The following is a 24,101-nucleotide window of genomic DNA, read 5'->3' on the forward strand; positions in this document are numbered from 1 at the left end:
CATCTTAACTAAGTTTTGTTTAGGGCTGGGGCGATGGGTTTTAGTTGGAGAGTTAGGGGATCTTTTGCGTTAGATAAAATGATGGGGTTGAGCTTGCTGAGCTTTATTTTTGCGTCTTTATTGTGAAATTATGGTAAGTTAGAACACTAAATTATTGTTTACAAGATTTTCCAAGGATTAGAAAAGTGGCTACACGCTCTCTTTTGACCAAAAACTTTGCCCCTATCGCACCCGACAACACTGCTCCTAGCTCACATAGTAATAATGATTCTAGTGAGCAAGAGAGCCTGCAAATTAGTGTAGCCCCTTATGATGTGCTTGACCGTATTTTGTGGGATGATGATGATGAGCAATTTATGAGGGTTCGAGGGGAGAAGTACAGCAATAGCTTTTGTGCCCACGAGCGTGCTCAGCTATCCAATACTTTTCTTGATAGTAAGTTTAGTAATGTTTTGTACTATACCGCTGTATGCATTGAAGCTAATAAGATCTTAGAGCAAAACCATGAGCTTGAACGCTTGCCTGTGGCGGCTGATTCTGCCTTGAAAATGTACCAAGCTATTCCCAAGAACAGTTTAGCTATTGGTCAAAAGATCCTAAAAGACTCTAAATTTACCTTCAATAATCTAGTGACTTTAGGCAATGCCTTTAAAGATAAAGGCGAGGCCTACAATATTCCTATTGTTAACTACAACTACTTATGCACTATTATCTTGGGTGCCTATGCTCTATTTCATGAGGGTAAGTTGCTTAACAACAAGGGACAATTCTTATTTGATTGTATTTACAAGTTTCATGATTTAGAGAGCATGTTTCTTAAAGTTGCTCCCTACTATCGCCACTCTTTTGGCTTTTGTCTGCTCAAAGGTCTCTGGCATTACATGGAAGGTCATGATGCCTTAGCTTTGCACTATTTACGCTATAGCCAATATTTTTACCAAGTAGTAATCCCCGCCTCTGAGAATATCGATCGTAATCATTGTCAAAATCGCAAAGGCAGCTCTCTTGAGGTGGCTTATGACACTCCTCAATGGCTCGGTATTCCTGGTAATAGGTTTAAAGCCTTATATGAACTTTCTTTTAACCTCTATCATGAGTGCCTTAGTAGTTATGCTACAGGTACAGGGTTGACTTATGATAGCGCCACTATTATTGCCGAATATGAAAGCCAAGTCCTAAGTGCCATAAAAAACTGCATTAAATCTCGCTCTAAGGCTACCAATCTTTACGTAAAAGACAATAACCCTGTGAGAGATCCCGCCACTATTGTCGCCCTGCAAAAGGCGCTTAATGATTGGTGCTCTTATTTTGCTTTTGGCGCATCTTTAGAGTTAGGCTCTTTAGACCCAAGCAGTTTTGAGGGCATTATTAGTACAGGCGCTCTTAAAAAGCCGCTTGATGTTTATTTACGTCCGCAAAAAGGCAGCTTTGATGCTTACCAATACTCATTTAGCGTGCGCTCTAGCTTAGGTTTATTAAAGCTTTTGGCCACTAAATTTAGCGCTATTATCAATACCAAGCTCAAAGACAATCTAACTTGTCATTTTGACCCTAATGATTTTGTTGATCCACAACAACAAGCTGAGTTTAGTCCCTTAACAATTTCAAAAGCTCATAATACAGCCATTAAGAGTCAGCTTGCCATCCAAGCTGAGCGTATTGGTCATACTAGCGATTTTCAAGACATACTGCTTACCAATGCTCTTAACTATGGCTATGAGCGCTTTGCTTTGGGCCGCAAGCTTAAGCATAGTGAAGATTTACCAGACTATTGCTCTGATGAGCAAATTGCTTATTTGTTTAAGCACACCTTAGTAAATGATTTTATCCGCTATCAGTGTTCTAGCCCTAATGCCATGATTGGTTATGAAGGTATTACCGAGCCTATAGAAGAGGCTCTTCACAAGAGCCATATTAGCGTTAAAGAGTTTAGCTTTACTAATGCCTTGCGCTTTAACCGCTGCCAAAATTATTTAAATTGCCAGCGCTTAATTCCTACTTTGGACATTGAGTATATAAACTCATTTTTATTTTTAAAGGAAAATGTTCAAGATCTCCAACCTTTTAAGCTCAACTGTGCCCAGCGCTCAGGTGTAGGTCTCTTTTATTTAGCCCTCCACAGTAAGCTTATTAGCGCCTGGGACTGCAAATTAGCCAACGAGCTCATTGTTAAGCCTTTAAATGAATTGCTCCAAGGCACCCTTACCAGCTCTAGTCCTACCCAATTAAATGCGCTAGCCCAAAAACGCCATCGCACTTTAAAAAAGCTCCTGCCTGCCGCCTTAGCAGCATCCTCAGCAGCCTCCGCTGCTACAGCAGCACCCGATGCTATTGCCTCTGTGGCTATGACCCCTAATACAGCTAATAGCCAAGGTCAGAGCCAGGCACAGCAGGAAATTGGTAAGCTAGAACAGAGCCAAACTTTAGCTAATAATGAGGATAACGGCTATAGAGAGTTATGGGCCTTTAACTACGGCTCTATGCCACAGCGTAACAACAGCTTTAGTAAAGAGCCTTTTGCGTTAGGTCAGCTCAATGGCAGTCATGATCAAGCTGCTAGCATTATTGGTATTAGTGAAAATAGTAAAGATCATCTCTTATGCTTAGATCTTTTAGTATTTAACTATAATGATATGGTTGAGCTCATTAAGCTTTTCTTAAAAGATGCCTATCAAGATCTCAAGTTAGATCTTGCCTTTATCCAGGCTTATTATGCAGGTTGTGCCCCTACTTTCTTAATTTATACCAAGGACGACCTTAACCCTAATGAGCAAACTCACTTAATTGTAAAGGCCAGTGATGTTTCTTTAGAAGCCAAGCTCGAGCCATCAGTGCAAGAAAGTACCCCAAGTGCCAACAATACTAAGAGCACCACCCGCTTAAGCTTACGCACCAAGGCAAACACCAGCACCAAAGAGCAAAGCACCACCTCAAGGGCCAACTTAAGCTCTGATATTGGCACCAGCCCTGTAGCGGCCACTGGCCTAGGCTCAGGCAAAGGCTCAGTCAAAGACGCAAGTTTAGGCGCAGGCCCTGACCATAGTGCAGGCCCTGACTTGAAGGTAGACTCTAGCGTAGATACTGAACCTGCCTCGGCCACTGCTAAAACAAGGTTAAGCTTGAAGCGTAAAACTAAGGATAATAGCACTGCTACTGCACAGACCTCCTTACCAGAGAAGTCTGATGTCTTTGACGATGATTTCTTTAAGAACTTTGAGCCAATAGTGGCTGATACTGCTAGTGATGATAGTGGGGATGACAGTTCCTTTAACTTTGATCTAGGGGCTATGCTCAAAGAAATGAACTCTAAGGATGAGCATTAATGATTAGTCCTTGCCTTGAGAGCTAAGGCTTGTGCTCAGGATCTGGCTATAGCAATGGCGATAGCCTGATAGGCAGTGGGGTCAGAGCTTAATTTTTTTCTTACTATGTTTGTGCTAATTTATTGTAAGTACAATAAGTACAGAGGCTTTAATCTATGCGCCCAGCAAGTCTCAATTTGGTATTGCTGGGCCATACCAAATACCAAATTACTAGCCTTGCTTCTTAGCTTCATACCCTATCTTATTGGTAAGAGCGAATAATATACTTTTACTAGTGCGTAGTTGCCATATGGAGTTTGTAAGTGGCTTTTTTATTTGAGTACTCATGCTTAAAGTTTAGTACAGGATTTAATTAGGCTATGGCGATTAAACTTTTCCCAAAGTTGCTCTTAATTACCAGTTTTACTATGTTTAGCAGTGCTCTGATAGCGCCAAGTTACGCTGATAGTGAGCTTGATTTTAGCCATAGTAAAGCAGCTGATGAGATCTATAATTACGAGCAATATTTGTATGATCCAAAGGCCCATAAGAGCGAAGATCTCTATACTGATGGTTACGCCTCAGGTGGTAATGGCTATAATCAAAACAATTTTGACTATGGCCGTGATCGCTATTATGGTCAAGAGCGCCCTTATCCTAATCGTCCTTTGTGTCCTTATAATGATGGCAAGGGCCACCATAGACCACACCCTAATTGTCCTGAATTTGCCAATGGTGGCGAGTATCCTGACTACGCCGATCCAAATTACCCTAATTATGGCCACCACCCAAGACCACCACGTCCGCCACGACCACCTGTAATACCACCAGGTGCTAATCCTGATTATTCTCCTGGGCCTAATCCTAATTTTGCACGCTCCATTAGAGCATGTATAGCATATGAGCGCCCTGATGGCACTTATAGCAAGGATGTTCCAATTACTGTTGATTTACTCGATGGTCTAGTACTGGCTAACCAGTATCGCCTGTATGTTAATGGTGGTATTAATGACTTATTTGTAGTGTTTAACACTCAAAACCATCGCTACCCAACTATTTTGCCTTTAAATCACAGAAAAAGCCTAAGCACAGCAGCTACAGTGCTTACTGACTTACAAGGTCAAAATTGGCGTATCAGCCGCACCTGGAAGCGCTGCTCGAATTAATCTCCTTAATCTCCTTAATCTCAAGGCTAGTGGTTAAATTGAAAACCCATTGCACATAAACAGATTGATTTGGTAGTATGCAGGGCATGAATAATAACAAAAATTTTTGCCCTGCAACTGCCAAAATTGTACAGCAATTCAGGGAGTCTATTAATAGTCAATTCATCGATAAATGTAGTCAAGCTATATCTCGTGAAAATACTTCGTATTGGATCAAACGGTGTCTTGTTGTTGTTAACGCTATGACCTGTAATTCTGTAAAAGAAATTGCAGAAAGTGCCTTTTTATCTACTAAAAGTGTAAGAACAGTCCTTAAAGCTATCATTGGTGGAGATTTTGATGTTATTTTGCGAACAAATTTAGGTGGTCGTAAAAAGAAGGAATGCTCTGCTGAGACATATCATTTGATTGATGCTTTGTTTGGTCTTCGTCCTGATGACTTAGTAAATGCTGGCTTTTTCCATAATTGTGAGTTTGAAAATAGTTTGAAAGGCAGGCAGACATGGACTATCGCTTTGTTAGCTAAAGCAGCTTGTACAACTTATTATTTCATGCAAAAGTGGCTAAAAAACAACAATATTAAGCTTACAGAAAAGAGTTCCTACTGTGTAAGTGATGATGCTCTTTATACTGCAAAAATGCGATATATTGATTATTGTTATAAGCAGGCTGAGGATGATGGCTATATAGTTTTATGTTTTGATGAAAAGCCAACCATTGCAATTCATCATATCGATAGCCATTTAAATGATGGTGGATATGTATGTCCAAGCTCACGTTATGAAAGGCTTGGCACAACAAATTTACTTGCTCTTTTGCGTCCCGCAACAGGACAGGTTATTGCTGAGCTTAGTGATAAAAAGACCGCACAAGATATTATGGACTTCATATCTAAGTCTATTAGTCGACCTGAGTTTGCTGGCCGCAAGATTATTATAATAATGGACAATTTATCTGTTCATAGAAAGGCAGAAGTTGATTTGCTTAATAAATATGAAAATTTGACCATCACTTATACACCAACTAACGCTAGTTGGGCTAATTTAGTTGAATGTTTCTTCTCGGTCTTTAATAAGCAATTCCTTTCAAGATCTAATGGATGGACAAGTCGCACTGAATTTATCAATGATGCTTATAGTTACATTAATGGTTACAACGAAAGAGCTAATCCATACAATTGGAGTTACGATTTTGCAAGAGATCTAAATCAGCGTTCCCAGAGACAGGCAAACATAACAAATACTGTAGATGTTCCTGATTTTGAAACACCTATTCGTACTGCATTAAACCCTCAACTTCAGGCTGCTTTGAATAATGAAATACATAAGTTTCCTCAAGAAAATGAGGTTAATGTAGATCAAGCTGAGACTTCTTGTATTAATAAAGAACAGGATGACTCCTCTTCAAAACATTTACCTCATGCTATTCCTCATTTAGTAAAAAATGATTATGGCATATCCAATGAGCAAGCAAATCAGGAAGAGGTGGATAAAATCCCTTGTCAACCTGTTAACTCTCGTGTGATTGATTCTGTCCCTAAAAAGCCACGTAAGCCAAAACCAATCTCTGAAAGTAAGCTTGAGCAAAACATTGATAAGTTAAAATCTTTATTGAAAAAAAGAACAGAACTTCATAAAGAAAACAATTCAATCAAAAATGTTCTGAGCAAATTGAAAAGTAGCGAAGATACTGCCAAAATTCAGAAACTAAACGCTCTTATAGGTCTTAATTCTGATAGGATTTGCAGTATCCGAAAGGAAATTGTAAACCTGATTAACAAGGTTAGAGCACTTCGAAAAGAGTGGTCTAATAAGCTCGCTGAGCAAAAAAAGATAGCTCAAGAGTTTTCTAATAAGTTATATGATAGGCTTGATGATGCAATGCGTGCATGTACTCGTATTCCGTCTTCGTTCTATAGAAACAAAGACGCAAATCAAATTAGCCAATAAGCTGTACTGTTAGCATACGCTTACTGGCTAATTTGGTTAGTGTTTTATGTGCAATGGGTTTTCAATTTAACCACTAGGCCTTTAATAATAATTTGGTGTGCCACAGGATATTAAGTGGCGCAACCAATTAATTAAGCACGACGCTCTTGAGAGTCTGGATCGAACTCATGGTCGATGTTCTTTACCTTTGGCTTGTTTAAGTTCCAGTAAGGAGAAAGCTCACGTAAGCGACCAATGATGTTTGGTAACACCTCTAAGGTACGATCGATTTCTGCCTCAGTAGTGAAGCGAGATAAGGAGAAGCGAATAGTACCGTGAGCAGCTGAGAATGGAATATTCATAGCCTGCATTACGTGGGATGGCTCTAAGCTCTCAGAGGAGCAAGCAGAACCTGAGGAGGCTGCAATACCATACTCATTTAACATAAGTAAGATAGCCTCACCTTCAATAAACTTGAAGCCTACATTTAAGGTATTTGGGGTACGATGGGTAGCATCGCCCATTACAATAACCTCAGGAATAGTATTAACAATACCTTGCTCAAGCTTATCACGTAAAGCACGTACTCTAGTATCAAGCTCGTTTAAGTGGGCCTTAGCAAGCTCACAAGCCTTACCTAAACCTACAATGTATGGTACGTTCTCAGTGCCAGCACGACGACCACGCTCTTGGTGACCACCATGTAAGAAAGGAATGAAGCGAGTACCACGGCGTACGTATAAAGCACCTACACCCTTTGGAGCATGTAGCTTATGGCCAGAGAAGGAGAGCATACGAACCTGAGTGGACTTAACGTCTACAGGGATCTTACCTACAGCCTGAACTGCATCAGAGTGGAATACTATACCCCTTTCTGCGGCTAATTCAGATAAGGTTGGAATATCGTAAATATTACCAGTCTCGTTATTAGCCCACATAATAGAAGCTAAAGCAGTCTTATCAGATAAGAGCTTTACGAACTCGTCAGCATTTAAGTCACCCTTCTCATCAGCGTGAAGGTACTTAACCTTAACACCACGAGAGGATAAGAACTCACAAGTGTCGATAATAGCTGGGTGCTCAAGCTTAGTAGTTACGATTTCATCCTTATTCTTTTGAGTCCATAAAGATGTCCAAATAGCAGCATTATCAGACTCAGTGGCACAAGAGGTAAAGATGATCTCATCAGGATGCTCTGCGCCAATTAAATCAGCCACCTGCTCACGAGCACGGTTAATAGCCTTTTCTACAGGAACACCAAAGCCATGTTGAGAAGAGGCATTACCATAGAAAGTAGTTAAATAAGGCATCATAGCCTCAACTACTTGAGGATCGATCATTGTAGTGGCATTGTTATCCAGGTAAATGCCGTTACCTGCACCCATGTTATTAGTATCCATCATCTTTCCTAAATCGATAATTAAGCAAGTGCTTTTGCTTATGCTGTGCTTTTTGCTTAATAGCAGGTCGCATACTCTATACTCTGTAAATTAACTGTTCACGAGCACAAGCAACATCTATATCTGTGCTCAGTTAAGGGTATGAGACCTACTTTGGAAATTCGTACAAGTGCTTATTAATAGGAATCAGCCTGTTAATAAGTTTGGCCTTTGTGCTGTGCGCTAGGCTGTAATATCTAAACAGATATTAAGCTTGGATATTTAAGCTCTTAGCCTGATCGCCTAAGAGAGCCTCTAACTTGCTCTTAACGAAGTTTAAGGTCATATCGTGCATCATGCCAGAGGCAATGTTGCCATTGAACTTAAGCTTAACATCATTGTTAGCAATGCCTTGGATCTCAATAGAAGAGCCATCAGTAAAGCCTGCATTTAACTCTTTAACTACTGAATCAACCTTCTCAAAATATGGAGACTCTAAAGTAGCGGCATCTAAAGCAGCGCCCTTGGTTGAGCAGCCACAAGACTTCTCAGTGGTAGTAGCAATCTTAATACCCTGAATTGGGGTCTGAGCAAAGCCAGGACGTGGTACGCCGCAACGCTCTAAATCAACCCAAACCTCATCGATAATCTCTTCGATGCGCATGTGACAGCTTTGGCAACCACCACCAGCCTTGGTATAGTTGGTAACCTCTTCTACAGTAGTAAGGTGGTTTTCCCAAACTACTTTCTTAATCTTATTAGCGCCAACGCCAAAGCAGTGACAGATGATTTCGCCATCCTCATCATGGATGTGCTCGTAGCTCTTGCCATGGTAGTTAGCAATAGCAGCATCTAAAGCTTCACGACCCATTACAGAGCAGTGCATTTTCTCAGCTGGTAAACCACCTAAGTAGTCAGCAATTTGCTGATTGGTGATCTTCTCAGCCTCAGCTAAGCTCTTGCCAATTAACATCTCAGTTAAAGCAGAGGAAGAAGCAATAGCACTACCACAACCATAGGTTTGGAAAGCAGCATCCTCAATGATGTCAGTAGTTGGATTGATCTTTAACATCAAGCGCAAAGCATCACCACAGATAATCGAGCCCACGTCGCCTACGGCGTTTGCATCTTCAATAACACGAGCATTACGTGGATTAAGGAAATGATCTTTAACTTTATCAGTGTAGTCCCACATAGCTTAAAGCCTCAATTAAATTTGGTGATCGACAGACAAGCTGCGCAAAAAACTGGTTAATTCCACAGCCAAGAGCTGATTGTAGCCCCTAACCAAGCTAATGACAAATTTGATGTCTTAGCCTTTAACAAAATATTAAATTAGATTCTTTAGAATCTCTGTCATTGTTCGAAGTAAAGGCGCTTGGGCCTTTACTTAACGGCTATTAATTGTACAAGAAATCTATTAATAGGTAATGCAAAGATTTAGCAATTGCTAACCTTAATGCAACAATGAGCTAAATCAGCCCTAAATCTGACAAATATTATTGCTAATAAAACAATCAAAAAGCCGATATGTATGCACAATTTAATGATTATTATACATTATTTACAAATAGTGTTTAATATTAAAAAAACATCAATAAGCCCTCAAGCAATCTATACCCCCTAAAAGCCAAGCCTACCTCTTTTAGCCTTTACGCTTACACCCTACCTTTTATCTTTAGTTAGTAGGAGCGCAAAACATTGCTATGCCCAACTTTACTATTAGGACTAACTGTATGTCTCAGACAAAGCTGAGACTCCCACTGAGGCTTAAGCACCAGCTGTGGCTTAGGATCTACTCCAGCGGCGGCTTAAACTTAGACTTATGCATGGACATGAGCTTAGAGTGAAGAATATGGTTCATATGTTAATTTTACTTGGTGCGGGCCGTATCTTGGCTTAATAATGAGGAATCAAGGCTAATGACAAACTAAGCTGATAGCCATAATAAAGGGCTATTTGCTTTAGCTAGCTTTTACCTTAGCTTTGGTAGTCGCTTCAATCTAAGCTTATGGAGAGCAAGTGATACAGGTGTTACTTTATAAGTAGCGCTCAACTGGTGCTAGATTAGCGCTAATAAGCGCTATAATGTTGAGCTCTAATTAGGATTATTATGGTAATTTTAGTAGGTTAGTTTCATGGCAGCACAAGGCAAAGCAAAAGAAAGCTTATCTGATATGGTCAATAGAGACATGAGCTTAAAAGAGCAAATGTCTTTAACCGTAAGGCTTAGTATGCCTTCTATCATGGCTCAGCTTTCCTCCATTGTTATGCAATATATTGATGCTGCTATGGTGGGGAGTTTAGGTGCTCTTGCCTCTGCCTCTATTGGCCTGATGATGGCTCCTATTTGGCTGTTTACAGGCATTTGTATTACCTCAGTATCAGGATTTAGTGTTCAGGTAGCTCACCTACTAGGCGCTAAAGATGAGGTAAAAGCCCGTATTGTTGTCAGACAAGCATATGTAGTACTAATGATTTTTGCCTTCATAGTATCAGCTATTGCTTGTTCTCTGGCTAATACCCTACCTAACTTTTTAGGTGGTTCTGATGACATCATTGGCAACGCTGCGGCTTACTTTATGATTTATATGGCTGCCTTGCCGCTCTTTCAATTAAACTTCCTCTCAGCTGCTATGTTGCGTTGCTCTGGTAATATGCTCCTACCAAGCATGATCAACATTTTGATGTGCATCTTAGACGTAATTTTTAATTTTATCTTTATTTTTGATAGCCGCACTATAACCCTTCCACTATTAGGTGAAGTTCATATTTATGGTGCTAATATGGGAGTTCAAGGTGCTGCCATTGGCACTGCCTTAGCCGCTGGTGTAACAGGCATTATCATGACTTATTGCCTGACTTTAAAATCACCATCATTGGCCTTAAATAAAGATCACGGCTCCTTTAAACCAACATTAGAAATTGTCCGCCGAGCCCTACGCATTAGCCTGCCTATTACTGCCCAGCAATTTATGATTAGTTCGGCTCAAATTGTTTCTACAATGATTGTAGCGCCACTGGGCACTATTGCTATTGCAGCTCACTCTTTTGCTATCACCATTGAGGCTATTTGCTATATGCCAGGTTTTGGTATTGGTGATGCTGCTACTACCTTAGTAGGTCAATCCATTGGTGCTCGACGTTTTGATTTAACCAAGCGCTTTGCCGTTATAACTTTAAGTTTTGGCACTTTAGTTATGGCTTTTATGGGTATGCTGATGTATATCTTTGCCCCTGATGTAATGGCCATTATGACTCCAGATATGAGTGTCCAAGAGCAAGCCGTAGCTGTACTTAGAATACAGGCCTTTGCCGAGCCATTATTTGCTGTCGCTATTGTTGGTTATGGTATTTGTGTAGGCGCTGGCGATACTTTCATTCCAAGCTTACTAAACTTTGGCTCCATGTGGCTCATTCGCCTCGGTATGGCCTACTACTTAAGTCTTGACTATGGCCTAAAGGGCGTATGGATTGCCATGGCCATTGAGCTTTCTGTAAGAGGCCTCTTATTCTTAGCTCGCCTCAAATGGGGCAATTGGATCAAGAGCTTAGCCTAAATAGTCCTACGCCCTAAACGCTACTAGCTTGGTAGCTACGAAAGTCTTCAACTTTAGGGCCTAGCCTATTAGGCAGCAGATCTTGAGAGTCTTTTGATGGATTGATCTCCTTGAAGCAACTAAAGAGGAGACTAAAAATTGGCGTATACCCAGACAGTAAGACTCTCTCTTATGATCAGCATGAGCTAATAAAACTAGCTTTGCAATAATATAATTTGCCCCCCCACAAGTTTGAAAAATAAATAAGCCTTAAACCATTGATGGATAAGGCTTTATCGAGATTTTCACTCCTAAACACTGGTAATATGAGTTTGCCCCCCACAAGTTTGAAAAATAAATAAGCCTTAAACCATTGATGGATAAGGCTTTATCGAGGTTTTAGCTCCTAAACACTGGTAATATGAGTTTGCACCCCACAAGTTTGAAAAATTAATAAGCCTTAAACCATTGATGGATAAGGCTTTATCGAGGTTTTAGCTCCTAAACACTGGAGTATACCTCAGGCTACAGGCCACAAGCTGCGGACGATGGCCACAGACCGCTGTCGCTGGACGCTGGACGCAGGCTGCTGGATGCAGCCTATGGACTGATACATAGCTGCCCAGGAAAGAGCAAGCTGTGGTTGATAGCTTACTGCTGACAAGTTGAGTTGGGGCTAGGCCTTGCCATGGGCATTGCCAAGGGCCTTGTTTATGGCCCTTACTACCCAAAAAATAGGCCGATATACTTATCGGCCTTAATCTTATATTAACTAATTGAGCGGCACTCAAAGCCATCATCTACAATGGCCTGCTTAAGCATCTCATCACTAACTTGAGGCTCAACTTTAACTTTAGCTTGCTTGAGCTCAAGAGAGACTTCTATTACCTGACAGCCAGCTATTGCATTAAGAGCCTTGGTTACACTTTTAACACAGTGCTGACAGCTCATACCGTCAATACCAATTACCTTTTCCATACTTTGTTCCTGATTTGAATCTAATGATGATTCTGTAGCCCTTTCTAGTGCCGAGCCTTGATTTCCATCCCCAGATAAGCCACCTACTGCTTGCTCCTGCGCTGGTGCCTGCGCTGGGGCAGGGGCTTGGCAACAGTTTTGTTGGGAGTACTGGCAATCATTTGGGGTTTGACAGCTATTGTCTTTGGCTTTAACTTCAATTGATTTTGCAGGTAAAGATAAATCTAGGGCATTTTGATTGAGCTTTTCTTTGGCCTGATCACCGCCATGCTGGGCACCACAGTTTTGATAGTTTTCGCATTCCTTACAAGCCATGGCTTTGCATTGCTTGGCTGATACTCGAGCTAAACTATTGAGTGGTTTGGTGCGTAGACGTAAAGAGTTGGCTACAACACAAAATGAACTGAGACTCATTAATAAGGCTGCAATCATTGGGCTTAGCTCTATATCTAATGGGAAGTAAAGCAGACCTGCTGCCATTGGAATAAAAGCAATGTTATAAATAAAGGCCCAGAAGAAATTTTCCTTAATGTGGTCAATAGTAATACGGGATAGCTCAATGGCCTTTGGCAGAACCATTAAATCATCACGCATTAGCATCACATCAGCACAAGAGGTAGCAATATCGGTACTGCCAGCAATAGAGATACCGACATCAGCGCTAGCTAAGGATGGAGCATCATTAATACCATCCCCCATCATAGCTACTAAATGGCCGCTACTCTTAATACGTTTAACTAAAAAAGCCTTATCAGCAGGTAAACAAGAGGCCTTAAAAGTATCAATGCCTACTTTCTTAGCTACGGCGTTTACTACGGAAATACGATCACCAGAAATGAGTAAAGGACGAATATTAAGCACGCTGAGCATTTTGACTGTTTTACGGGCTGATTGCTTAATACGATCTGATAAAAAGAAAGAGGCATACTCTTGCTCGTCATCAAAAAGATGCACTAATAAGTATTGAGCTAAGCGTTGCTCCTCGGAGCTTAAATTATCACTCTCATAAAAGTCTTCTTTCTTTTTTAAGTTTTCCTTATACACCTTTGGATGGACTTTGCTGTTCATATAATCACTACTGCCCATGTAGTACACATGGCCATCAATAGTAACTTGAACACCCATACCCTCGTTATTAGTAAAGTGCTCAACTTTAAATTCAGCTTCTTCGTTAGAAGCTAAATGTTCTTTACAGTACTGATTTAATGCTTGTGCAATAGGATGCTCAGATCTTTGCTCAATAGCATGAACTAATTGCAAGCATTGTTGCTCGGATAAAACCTCAGGCTGATGAATGTCAACTTTAGCAACACTCATGCGACCTTGGGTAATAGTACCTGTTTTATCAAATACTAAGATATCCACCTTAGATAAGGTTTCTAAAGCCTCAGGGCTTTTAAAAAGCACGCCTAATGAAGCAGCTCGTCCAGTTGCCACCATAATGGCAGTAGGAGCGGCCAATCCCAGAGCACAAGGACAAGAAACTACCAATACTGATACGGCAAAAGTTAAAGCCTGACTTGGTGGAGCTCCAATTGATAACCAAATAACAGCAGTAGCAATGGCAATGAGCATTACTGCTGGTACAAAGAATAAAGAAATGCGATCTGCTAAACGAGAAATAGGAGCTTTTTGATTGTTGGCCTCATCTACTAAGGAAATAATTTTCGAAAGATTAGTCTCATCACCAACTCTAGTTACCTTAAAGACTACAAAACCTGACTTTAAAAAAGTAGCACTACTTACGCTATCACCTAGTTTTTTATTCACAGGACGAGGCTCGCCTGTAATGGCACTTTCATCAAAAGAACCAGAACCCTCAATAATATAGCCATCAACGCCTATATTATTGCCAGGGCGTAACACTACCTCATCACCAACGCAGACTTTACCTAAAGGAACAGAAAGCTCTTCATAGCTACCTTGAGCATTTAACTTGCGTATTACGACACTCTCTGGGGCTAAATCATATAAAGCACTAATAGCATTAACGGCCTTATGCTTAGCCTTAGCCTCCAAGAACTTACCAACACTTACTAAAGTTAAAATTGTAGCTACAGATTCAAAATAAAGAGGGTACTCATGATGTAGATTAATCGATAGAGCGCTTTGCGGAATCAACATAAGACCAAAGAGGCTATAGAGCAAAGAAGCACTAGCACCTACTGCTACTAAAGAGTCCATATTAGGAGCTAAGCCCTTAAAGGCTTTAAAACCTGAGCTAAAGTAATGGAAATTAAGCGCAATAACCAATAAGCATAAGCCCATTTGGGTATTAGCATTGGCCTCTGCTTTAGGCAATAAATCAATTCCCACCATAGGGCCCATAGAAACTATCATTAAGATAATAGTGAGCACTATTGAGGCGATGAGCTTTTTCTGAAAAGTAGCTACAGCACTAGGGTCTTCTTGCATGGCCTCAGCAATAGAGCCAATAGCATGAGCTTGATAACCTGCATTGGCTACAGCTTTACAAATATCATCAGCAGAACATACTTGATCATTAAATCTAACACCCATGGCATTTTGTAAGAGTTGTACATTAACGCCATCCACACCATCTAACTTGCTTACGGCCTTTTCAATTCGAGCCTTGCATGCAGCGCAAGTCATACCTTTAATTGCAAAATTTTGTTTTTGCACGCTGCTCATGAATACTCCTAAAGTTGCTCTTAGAGCGTTTGCCTTATTATTACCCCTAAACTTTTTTCTTAACTTAACTTGAACCCAAGAGCCTTTTTTAGCTACGAATTAGCTCTGTTGGTTTAAGGGTCTAAATTATTCTAGGCTAATATTGTAGGTAAAAGCCTAATGAAGGGAATACATAAAAGTCTATTATTAAGGCTAGATCACATTGCTAAACTATAATATGTTCTTTTTTCACAGCTACCAAAAGAAAAGCCAAGAGCTGAGACTCTTGGCTATGCACGTTAGGATCTGTCAAAAGCATTATAGCACTAAAGTTAGCTATGGCTAACTATTTTTTTAAAATATTAATTTCCAAAGCAATTTTAGCCTTGGAATCGGCCCTAGCCTTGGCTTTAGCCCAAGGCCCTTGGCCTGAGCCTTTGGGCCATGGCCCAAGCCAGGACCAGGGCTTGGCCAGGGCTTGGGCCTGGGATTGCTATTATGATTTGCAGCTAAAACTCTAGCTTTAGCTAAGCTGCAATTTCTTTGACATGATATTCCTTGGTTTTGACCCAGTATAGAGGACGCATGGCATTGAGCACGGCAATAACACATAAGCCCACATCACCTAAAATTGCCAGCCAAATATTGGCATAACCAAAAGCACCTAATAATAGGATTAAGGCTTTAACACCAATAACTAAAACCATATTTTGCTTGGCTAATTCAAAAGTACGCTTGGCAAGTTTGATAGCTACTGGGATTTTTTGTAGGTCATCATTCATTACTACCACATCAGAAGCCTCTACGGCTGATGCTGAGCCAAATTGGCCCATAGCAATACCTACATCACTAGCAGCTAAAGTTGGAGCGTCATTAATGCCATCACCAACAAAGGCGACCACACCTTCTTTAGTTTTAATCTTATTAAAGGTCTGTAATTTATGCTCTGGCAATTGCTCAGCAAAATAAGAGTCAATATGACAAGTTGAGGCAATATTTTGAGCTACAGCTTTTTTATCGCCTGTAATCATATAAGAGCTAATGCCTAAAGATTTCAAGCTATCAAACATTGGCAAGGCGCTATCTTTGATTTTGTCAGCTAAAATCAAGCGGCCTAATAAAACTTGATCTTCAATGACATAAATTTCAGTACCAACTAAATCGCTATTAGCAACCTCATAGCCCAGTTGCTCTTTAACTAAGGCTTCTTTGCCCACTACAATGTTATGACCTGAAATTTTTCCACTAATACCAAAACCAGGTATTTCTTTAACTTGTTCTACTTCTTTAAGAGCAACATTATGCTCCTTACAGTAGTTAACAATAGCACTGCCAATAGGATGAGTGGTTTGTCCCTCTAAAGCATAAACACGCTCTAGTAAATAATTAGTACGGCTTTGTTGCTCCTCAGAATCAAGCTTAGCCACAGCCCCCTGCTCATCAAATAAATCTATTTGTAATACAGCAAACTTACCTTGAGTAATGGTTCCTGTTTTATCAAAGGCAATAGCTTTTAATTTGGCTAGCGATTCAATATGAATAGAGCCTTTAACCATAACACCAGTTTTAGAAATAGCACCTAAACCACCAAAGAAAGACAAAGGTACGGATAAAACTAAGGCACATGGACAAGAAATTACTAAGAATACCAAGGCTCTGGTAAACCAATTGCTAAAGTCTTCATTAGGAACTACTAAAGGAACTAAAGCCAAAAGCACAGCACAAGCTACTACTATAGGGGTGTAATAACCAGAGAATCTAGTAATTAATTCCTCAGGACGAGATTTATTAGCCGCAGCGTCTTCAATTAAATTAATTAAACGGGTAATGGAGCTGTTTTTACTATCACGAGTAACAATCAGTTCAATTACTGATCCCATATTAATAACGCCAGATGGCACTTCCTGTCCTTTGGTAAATAAGGCAGGCTCACTCTCACCATTTAAAGCGCTCATATCAATAGAGGCGCTATCTTGAATCAAAGTACCATCTAAAGCTACTGACTCACCAGCTAAGACACGGATTTTCATGCCAATCTTAACTTGGCGTGGCTTTACAATACGCTCGCTACCATCCTCATCAATGACTCTAACCTTATTAGGCTTTAATTTTACTAAGGAGGCAATCTCATTATGAGAGCGCATCGCAGCATAGTCTTCAAAAGCTTTACCTACTAAGTAAAAGACCATTACGGCTAAAGCTTCAGCATAGTCTTGTAATCCCAAAGCGCCAAAGGTAGCAATAGTCATTAAAAACTGCTCTGACATGCGATGGCGAATCACTATGTCACGAAAAGCTGCCTTTAAAATAGGATAAGCAACAGCTAAGTAAACAGCATAAGAAAGCACAACAGTGAAAACTTGAGAGGTAATCACATCTGCTACCAGCAATATAATAGTGATTAAACCTGCAAGCAGCCTTAATTTTAATTGCCAAGACATGGTTTTAAGCATGGGTTACCTCCAAAATATCACTCAACTTACAAAGCAAACAAAAGATTAATAGCACTTAAACCACAACCAACTACTTAGTCACGTAAATCAATCTCGATGCCATCTTCAAAATCATTGGCAATTTTCTGAGCACGGGCTAAGATTTCTTCTTCATCAGCATCATCAGCTACTTCCATAACTAATGACTTCATAGGAAAGTTAATTTCAGCAGCACTAATAGCCTCATCTTTAGCTAACATTTGAGATAACTCTAAAGCGCAGTGTGGACAATCTAAACCTTCAATATCGCAACGTACTTTCATATTTCTTGACGCACCACCTCTGTAGTTATCAGGGGTTTTAGCGCCCTCCATGTTAAATTACTAAATATAAGCCCCATTGATAGGAATGGGCTCTTAGCCAATTAAGAGCTATAAAAAGTTAGTTTTCTAACTTATTCCAATATTTGAACAATCATTCAAATATGAATACATTATACACAAATATTTGAATGGTTGTTCAAATATTTGTATCCTTACCAAAAAAATTTTATTTCACTCCCCACAACCACCGCAAACTCCCCTTTAACCATCTTGCTTGCGCCTGTACCCATACCTATATCTGTGGCAATATCCCCAGATATAGCAACTACCCTTGCCTAAGCTATTGCAGATACTAACGCTACGGCCGCAGCAGCAACAGCTGCGGTCGCTATGGCAGCAGCTGGATGCCCTAATGTCACGCATACTGTCTATTATTTCTTATATTAAGCATCAATAACTTGCTCTTACTCTCAAGCTTGCTTACATTATGATTTATAAATTTAACTATCGTGCATGGGGAGATGATTTATGGCCCTTACTATTTTAAAGGTTGGTCGCTTTGACATGTTGCCTTATTTAGAGCAAGAGCTCAAAGCACGTGGCGATTATTATGTAGACACTAAACTTACTGATACCCAAAGAGCACAAATTAGAGCTAAAACCGACATAGTAGTAGCCTCAGGCGGCTCTCAATTTCAAGCTGAGGACTTTGACAGTGCGCCAAATCTTAAGGCCATTGTTTGTTTTTCTGTAGGCTATGATGGCATTAATGTTCAAGAGGCTATTAAGCGCAATATCTTTGTCACCCATACCCCTGATGTACTTAATGATGATGTAGCCAATACAGCTCTAATGCTCATGCTTAACTGCACCCGTGAATTTAAGGCGAATCAAGACTATATTGAGCAGGGAAAATGGGGCAAGGCGGCACCATATCCACTTACCACCTCAATTGGTCATAAGAAATTAGGAATAGCTGGCTTTGGTCGTATTGGTAAGGAAATTGCTGCTCGTGCTGCTGCCTTTAAGATGGAGATTGGCTATTTTGGCCGTCATCAGCAAGAAGGTGTGGCTTATCCTTACTTTAGCTCCTTAAAAGATTTAGCAACTTGGGCTGATGTTTTGATGCTAGCGATGCCTGCTAGCAGTGAAAATAAGCACTGTGTTAATAAGGAAATTTTAACTGCTCTTGGTGCTGAGGGCTATCTAGTCAATATTGCCCGTGGTTCTATTGTTAACACCGAAGATCTTATCTACTGTCTGCAAAACAAAATGATTGCAGGTGCTGCCTTAGATGTTTATGAAAATGAGCCTGATGTACCAAGCGAACTTATGGGCCTCCCTAATGTAGCGCTACAACCACATATTGGTAGTGCTACCAATGAAACTCGCATTGCTATGGCTCAATTAGTAATTGATAATTTAGATGCTATCTTGCAAGGCCAACAGGTAATTACTCCAGTGCCAGGCACCAGAACTAAGTAGCACTAATACTAACCACTTGAGATTACTCATTATTTAATAAGCCCCCTTAAGATAAGAGGGCTTTATTTTTTTTAAACTCAATATGGCAACAAGTGATAAGATCGCACTACTTTTCTTTGTCTAGCGCCATAGCTTTTTTATGTTTGACCAGGATAACTTGATGCTTAATCGTGCTGAATTTGCCCAGTTACAAAGTACCTTGCTCTCTCACATGGCACGTACTCTTTACATATTTTATATTCAGCCTATAGCTCGTAGTGGCCAACTGATTGTTGATCCTATAGCCATGACTAAACAGCTCATTTCTATTAGCTCTTATGCCCCTTGTAATCCTAGCTTAAAGGATGTTGAGCAAGCTTTATTAGAGCTAGAGCAGATTAACCTAATTAAAAGAGCGCCTGGCACCATTTCTTGGCAAGGAGCACATGTTATCTTGCCTTTATTTGTTATGGAGACAAACTTTGTTCCTAGTAGACCATTTCAAATGTTTCCTTCTTGGCAACCAAGTGCCAGCTACCCTACAGTAGCACTGCAAGCTGGTTTAATTGACTATCATTACCAAGACCATGAGCTACAAAGTTTTATTAGTTTCTGGATCACTCGAACTTTAAGTCGCAACCAACAGGCTTGGGAGCGCTCTTTTGTAATGCGCTTATTAAAAGTAAGATCCGCTCAAACTGTTAAGTCTTATGATCGTAAGAATAATGACAGTAGCTTTGCAGGTTATAGCTCCAGTACTCAGCCCAATGCTTATGTACCAAATCCTTTAGCCTATAATCAAAGCACTCCAGTCTATACTGAGAATGAGGCTGAGGCTGAAACTGAGACTTATGATGAGAGCTATAGCTCTTACGATATACCAAGCTCCATCTTTAACTCTGATTACGAGCAAACTCCACCTATTTTTCCTAATCCATTTAATGATGGCCCGCTATCTGGTAATGCCTCATCAGGCAATACCCCTTATCAGTCAGCTAAGGCTCAAGGTGGCTTTAATAATTTTTCCAAGTCACAGCAAAATATTCCAGAGCGCAACAGTGCTATTGCCAAATATGCTTATAAAATGAGCGAGGCAAAACTTAGAGACTTAGAGCGTCGTGAAAGAGAATATAACGAAAAGCGCAATCAAATTGATTACAGCGCCCGCTCCGAGGACACCAAACGCCAAGTAGCTCAAATGCTGTCTCTAACCAACCACCATCAACAAAATTTAGACCCTACAGCTAACCAAGCTCCTCAATCTAGCCCAGCGCAAGCTATGGCGCAGGCACAGGCCAACGGCCAGGCCCCTGCGCAGGGGCAGGCCAATGGCATGGCTCAAGCTCAAGCGCCAGCTCCTGCTGCCACTAGTGCAGCTCCAACTGGTGCTAAAGCTGGTGCTACAGGTCAGGTGTTGCCTGCTAATAAGGCTAATAGTGACTATGGTGCTATGAAGGGTCAAGCTGGTGAACAAGCTTTGCAGATGCACTCAGAGCAAGGTTTACAGCAAAGCGGTGAGCTAAGCTGTGAGCAAAGCGGTGAGCCAATGATGGTAGCTAGTGAACGTGATTTTGGCCATCAAGATGTATCATCAGAGCCAGATTTAGAGTATGGTCAGGATAACTCTGTATATAACAGTCACCCCGAGAGTAGTTTTGATACTGGCGGTGGGGTTGATATGCAAGAGTTGTATGCTCGCTATGATAGTGTTTATACCAAGCATAACGATCCTAAGAGTAGAGTTAATAAACCTACTTTATTTGCATTGGCTACAGGTAAAGAAGACTTTGAATCTATAGCTCCAGGATATACAGATCCCGAACTACAAGAACAAAAGCGACAATTAGCTACAGGTCAAGAACAGGCCTTATACTCTGGCTATGAGCCTTTAACTGTTGCTAAGGACTATACTCCAAGTAAAGTTAACGATAATATTAGTAGCTCTTTGTTAAATGAAGATAGCAGCTGCATCGTAGCTGATGCTGGATTATTGACTACAGCTGAGGCTATGGAAAAAGCCTTTTTTGGCTCCAGTGCACGTACACTTAGACCTAATGAGCAAGAGCAAGGTTTAAAATCTTGCCATGAGGGCAAGCCACTATCTGAAAGTGATGCTTACTGGTGTGGAGCTGAGGAAAATTTAGAGCCAATTAGCTCTGAGCAAGAACAATTTGGAAGAACTATAGAAGGTACTGTAGGTAATACTGCGCCTCAAGAAACTTTAGAAACTTTAGAGCAGCCATTTAATAATGCTACTGAGGCTAGTGCTGAGCTTATCACCCCTATGGACTTGTCAGCCCCTATGGACTTAACAGGTAATATGGCAGAACTATCTAGCAATAGTGACCTTACAGGGGCAACATGGTCTAGAGACCATACAGAACCTACTAATCCTACTGAGTTTACAGAGTTTGATAAGACTGCTGGCGCTGCAGCTGGTGCAACAGCAGCTGCTGCGGCAGGAATTGCCAGTGCTGATGGAATTTCTGGGGCTTCTTGGGCTAATGGAAGTACGGCTGCTAATGTATATGGTTGGGCTAATGAAGCTATGGAAAGTGCAGGGGATGAGAGTTGGTATATTAGTGAGCCTTCTGTAGAGGAAAGAGCCACGCAGGGTTTTGATAAATCTTTTTTAGCCGAGCTTTCATCAGAATTTAAGAAAAATTAAAATAAGACTGTGATTATTAATTTTTTTCGCTTTTGTTTTTTTGGGAGAATAGCTTGTGAGTGAGCTAATATTACATGCAAAAGGACGTTGTCTTGATCTTTCAACTCCTAAGATTATGGGTATTTTAAATGTTACCCCAGATTCTTTTTCTGATGGCGGCAAATTCTTAGGCTTTGATCAGGCGGTAGCTCAAGCTCGTCTCATGGTTGAAGCAGGCGCAGCTATTATTGATGTTGGTGGTGAGTCTACTAGACCTGGTGCTGATTTAGTTCCTGTTGAGGAGGAGCTAAGACGTGTTGTGCCTGTGGTAAAAGCTATTGCTCAAGAATTGGACGTTATGATTTCTGTAGATACCTCTACTCCAGAGGTTATGCAAGAGTGCGTAGCTGCTGGTGCCCACTTATGGAATGATATTAGAGCGCTACAGCGTCCAGGTGCCGTAGAAATGGCAAGCAAGCTTGATGTAGCTGTATGCTTAATGCATATGCAAGGCGATCCTAAAACCATGCAGATCAAACCTACTTATACCAATGTAGTACAAGAGGTTACTGACTTTTTACATGAAAGAGCTCGTGTTTGTGAGCAAGCTGGTATTGCCAAAGATAAAATCATATTAGATCCTGGCTTTGGTTTTGGAAAGAATGTAGATGAAAACTATCAGCTACTTAATAATTTAAGCAAGCTTACTCAAGGCACTGACTATTGGCTTTTATCTGCCCTATCTCGTAAGTCTATGATTGGTGCTGCTACAGGCCAGAGCATCGCTGCTGATCGTGTAGTAGGATCAGTATGTGCTGCTTTCTACTCCTTTATGCAGGGAGCTCATATTGTAAGAGTACATGATGTTCAGGAAACTTACGAAGCTTTACAAGTTTTCAACGCTATCGAAAAATATCGTTAATTTACTAAGTTTTTCTAAATAGAACATAAGGCACCAAGAAATAAGATTTTCTTGGTGCCTTTGTTTTAGCTCAGTGATGGGGCAAAGCAATTATTTTTTTTCAAAGAACTGTAAAAAAGCATATTTTTGCTGTATTCTTTGCGCTCACTTTGTAGTTAGCGATAGCTTACTACATTTTAGTCTAAAGTTTTTTAACTTAGAGGAGCTTTACTTATGTTAAGTACCATAATTATGGCTACCATAGTACCTGCACTATGCTCAGCCCTTGTAATTTTTATGATCCCTCACTCTATTTTAGGTCGTATGGGTAAAGCTTTAAGCTTAATTGCTACAGGTTTATTACTTACTTTAGCTTTAACTCATCTTCTGCCAGAGGCCATTGAAGAGGGTCACGATATCCATGATATTGGCCTTACCATTTGGCTTACTATTATGGTTCTCATTGCTATTGAGATGTTCTTTAATAGCAATCATAATGCCCCTACTTGCCCTGTTTGCACTAGCACTCACCACTCTTCTACCTGCCCTGTTTGCCAAAACGGTGCACCTCATGTTCATAGTGCTAATCAAGACCATAGCAATTCAACTATTATCAATATCTCTCGCCCTATTAATTTAAGCCTTATGAGCGTCCACCCAGCGCCTGCTCATGAGCATAGCCATGACCATGGCAGCTGCCAGGAGCTAGGGCACGATCATAGCAATTGCCATGATCATGAGCACGGCCATGAGCACCCAGATAATCGCTCAACCTTACACCATTTAGGCCATAGCCATTTATTTTCTTTAAAAGCTAGCGATATTGAGCAGGCTCATAAAAAAGCCAAGGAAAATGAATCTTTAGGTACAGGATCTATTAAGCGTGGTATTGCCAATGGTGGTGCCCCTATTTTAGCTGGCTCTATTTTCCACTCTTTATGTGATGGTATTGTGATCGCATCTTCTTTTATGGTGGACTTTCAAGTAGGCATAGCCATTACTGCCGCTATTATTGCCCATGAGATGCCTCAACAAATTAGTAATTACATCCTAATGCTTAACTTTGGCATGAGCCGTTTGCAAGGCTATATTGTTAACTTGGTAGCTTTACTAGGCTCGCTAATTGGCGGCATTTTGTTCTATAACATCTTAGATAAGGCCCACTCTATTCTACCTTTTGCCCTAGCAGTAGCTGGTGGTAGCTTTATTTATGTAGCCCTATCAGATATCTTGCCTCGTATTAATAAGCCAGATAACAAGCGCCGTATGATTATTAGCTTTGGTTATTTGTTCTTAGGTGCCATCTTAGCCATGTTCCTAAGTCACCACCACTAAGAGCAAACTCCCCCTAGAGCGCTAGGGTTTCCCTATGGCGCTTAAGAGCTAAAAAGCCAGATCTAAGTATAGATCT

At 40.6% G+C, this 24,101-nt stretch carries 13 protein-coding genes; 8 read left to right on the plus strand and 5 right to left on the minus strand.

The features are described 5' to 3' along the window. The first annotated feature begins 185 nt into the window (after positions 1-185). The 3 genes from MXE38_RS04585 to MXE38_RS04595 all read left to right on the plus strand — a co-directional run bounded on the left by MXE38_RS04585 (position 186) and on the right by MXE38_RS04595 (position 6,417). A complete protein-coding gene (locus MXE38_RS04585) occupies positions 186-3,323 on the plus strand; it encodes a hypothetical protein (RefSeq protein WP_246912506.1) in 3,138 nt (1,045 codons plus the stop codon). Positions 3,324-3,682: 359 nt separating this feature from the next. Next, entirely contained in the window at positions 3,683-4,468 is a 786-nt protein-coding gene (locus MXE38_RS04590; RefSeq protein WP_246912510.1) for a hypothetical protein, read from the plus strand. A gap of 86 nt (positions 4,469-4,554) precedes the next feature. Further along, a complete protein-coding gene (locus tag MXE38_RS04595) occupies positions 4,555-6,417 on the plus strand; it encodes an IS630 family transposase (protein ID WP_246912512.1) in 1,863 nt (620 codons plus the stop codon). Positions 6,418-6,548: 131 nt separating this feature from the next. On the opposite strand, the gene nifS is transcribed toward MXE38_RS04595, so the two are convergent. Beyond that, positions 6,549-7,796 carry a cysteine desulfurase NifS gene (nifS, locus tag MXE38_RS04600; protein ID WP_246912524.1) on the minus strand — a complete coding sequence of 416 codons (1,248 nt, stop codon included), beginning with the start codon at positions 7,794-7,796 and terminating at the stop codon, positions 6,549-6,551. A gap of 247 nt (positions 7,797-8,043) precedes the next feature. Beyond that, on the minus strand, positions 8,044-8,970 hold the full coding sequence (gene nifU / locus MXE38_RS04605) for a Fe-S cluster assembly protein NifU (RefSeq protein ID WP_246912535.1): 927 nt from the start codon (positions 8,968-8,970) through the stop codon (positions 8,044-8,046). A gap of 943 nt (positions 8,971-9,913) precedes the next feature. Between nifU and MXE38_RS04610 the strand changes: the two genes are divergently transcribed. Then, a complete protein-coding gene (locus tag MXE38_RS04610; RefSeq protein ID WP_246912537.1) occupies positions 9,914-11,335 on the plus strand; it encodes an MATE family efflux transporter in 1,422 nt (473 codons plus the stop codon). A 747-nt stretch (positions 11,336-12,082) separates the two neighbouring features. On the opposite strand, the gene MXE38_RS04615 is transcribed toward MXE38_RS04610, so the two are convergent. The 3 genes from MXE38_RS04615 to MXE38_RS04625 form a co-directional block, all read right to left on the minus strand. Beyond that, positions 12,083-14,944 carry a heavy metal translocating P-type ATPase gene (locus MXE38_RS04615; protein WP_246912541.1) on the minus strand — a complete coding sequence of 954 codons (2,862 nt, stop codon included), beginning with the start codon at positions 14,942-14,944 and terminating at the stop codon, positions 12,083-12,085. Positions 14,945-15,450: 506 nt separating this feature from the next. Next, positions 15,451-17,376 carry a heavy metal translocating P-type ATPase gene (locus tag MXE38_RS04620; RefSeq protein ID WP_246912559.1) on the minus strand — a complete coding sequence of 642 codons (1,926 nt, stop codon included), beginning with the start codon at positions 17,374-17,376 and terminating at the stop codon, positions 15,451-15,453. 74 nt (positions 17,377-17,450) lie between these two features. Beyond that, entirely contained in the window at positions 17,451-17,729 is a 279-nt protein-coding gene (locus tag MXE38_RS04625) for a hypothetical protein (RefSeq protein WP_246912563.1), read from the minus strand. 477 nt (positions 17,730-18,206) lie between these two features. On the opposite strand from MXE38_RS04625, the gene MXE38_RS04630 reads away from it, so the two are divergent. From MXE38_RS04630 to MXE38_RS04645, 4 genes are all read left to right on the plus strand, one after another. Then, positions 18,207-19,163: a 2-hydroxyacid dehydrogenase gene (locus MXE38_RS04630; RefSeq protein ID WP_246912565.1), complete on the plus strand. Its 957-nt coding sequence runs from the start codon at positions 18,207-18,209 to the stop codon at positions 19,161-19,163. Between the two features lie 139 nt (positions 19,164-19,302). Then, positions 19,303-21,810, plus strand: a complete 2,508-nt coding sequence (locus tag MXE38_RS04635; protein WP_246912575.1) for a DnaT-like ssDNA-binding domain-containing protein — start codon at positions 19,303-19,305, stop codon at positions 21,808-21,810. A 115-nt stretch (positions 21,811-21,925) separates the two neighbouring features. Further along, positions 21,926-22,711, plus strand: a complete 786-nt coding sequence (gene folP / locus MXE38_RS04640) for a dihydropteroate synthase (protein WP_246912647.1) — start codon at positions 21,926-21,928, stop codon at positions 22,709-22,711. Positions 22,712-22,924: 213 nt separating this feature from the next. Continuing rightward, positions 22,925-24,025: a ZIP family metal transporter gene (locus tag MXE38_RS04645; protein WP_246912578.1), complete on the plus strand. Its 1,101-nt coding sequence runs from the start codon at positions 22,925-22,927 to the stop codon at positions 24,023-24,025. Positions 24,026-24,101: the final 76 nt, after the last annotated feature.

The organism is Anaerobiospirillum sp. NML120448 (assembly GCF_023050945.1).
Classification (GTDB): Bacteria; Pseudomonadota; Gammaproteobacteria; order Enterobacterales; family Succinivibrionaceae; genus Anaerobiospirillum.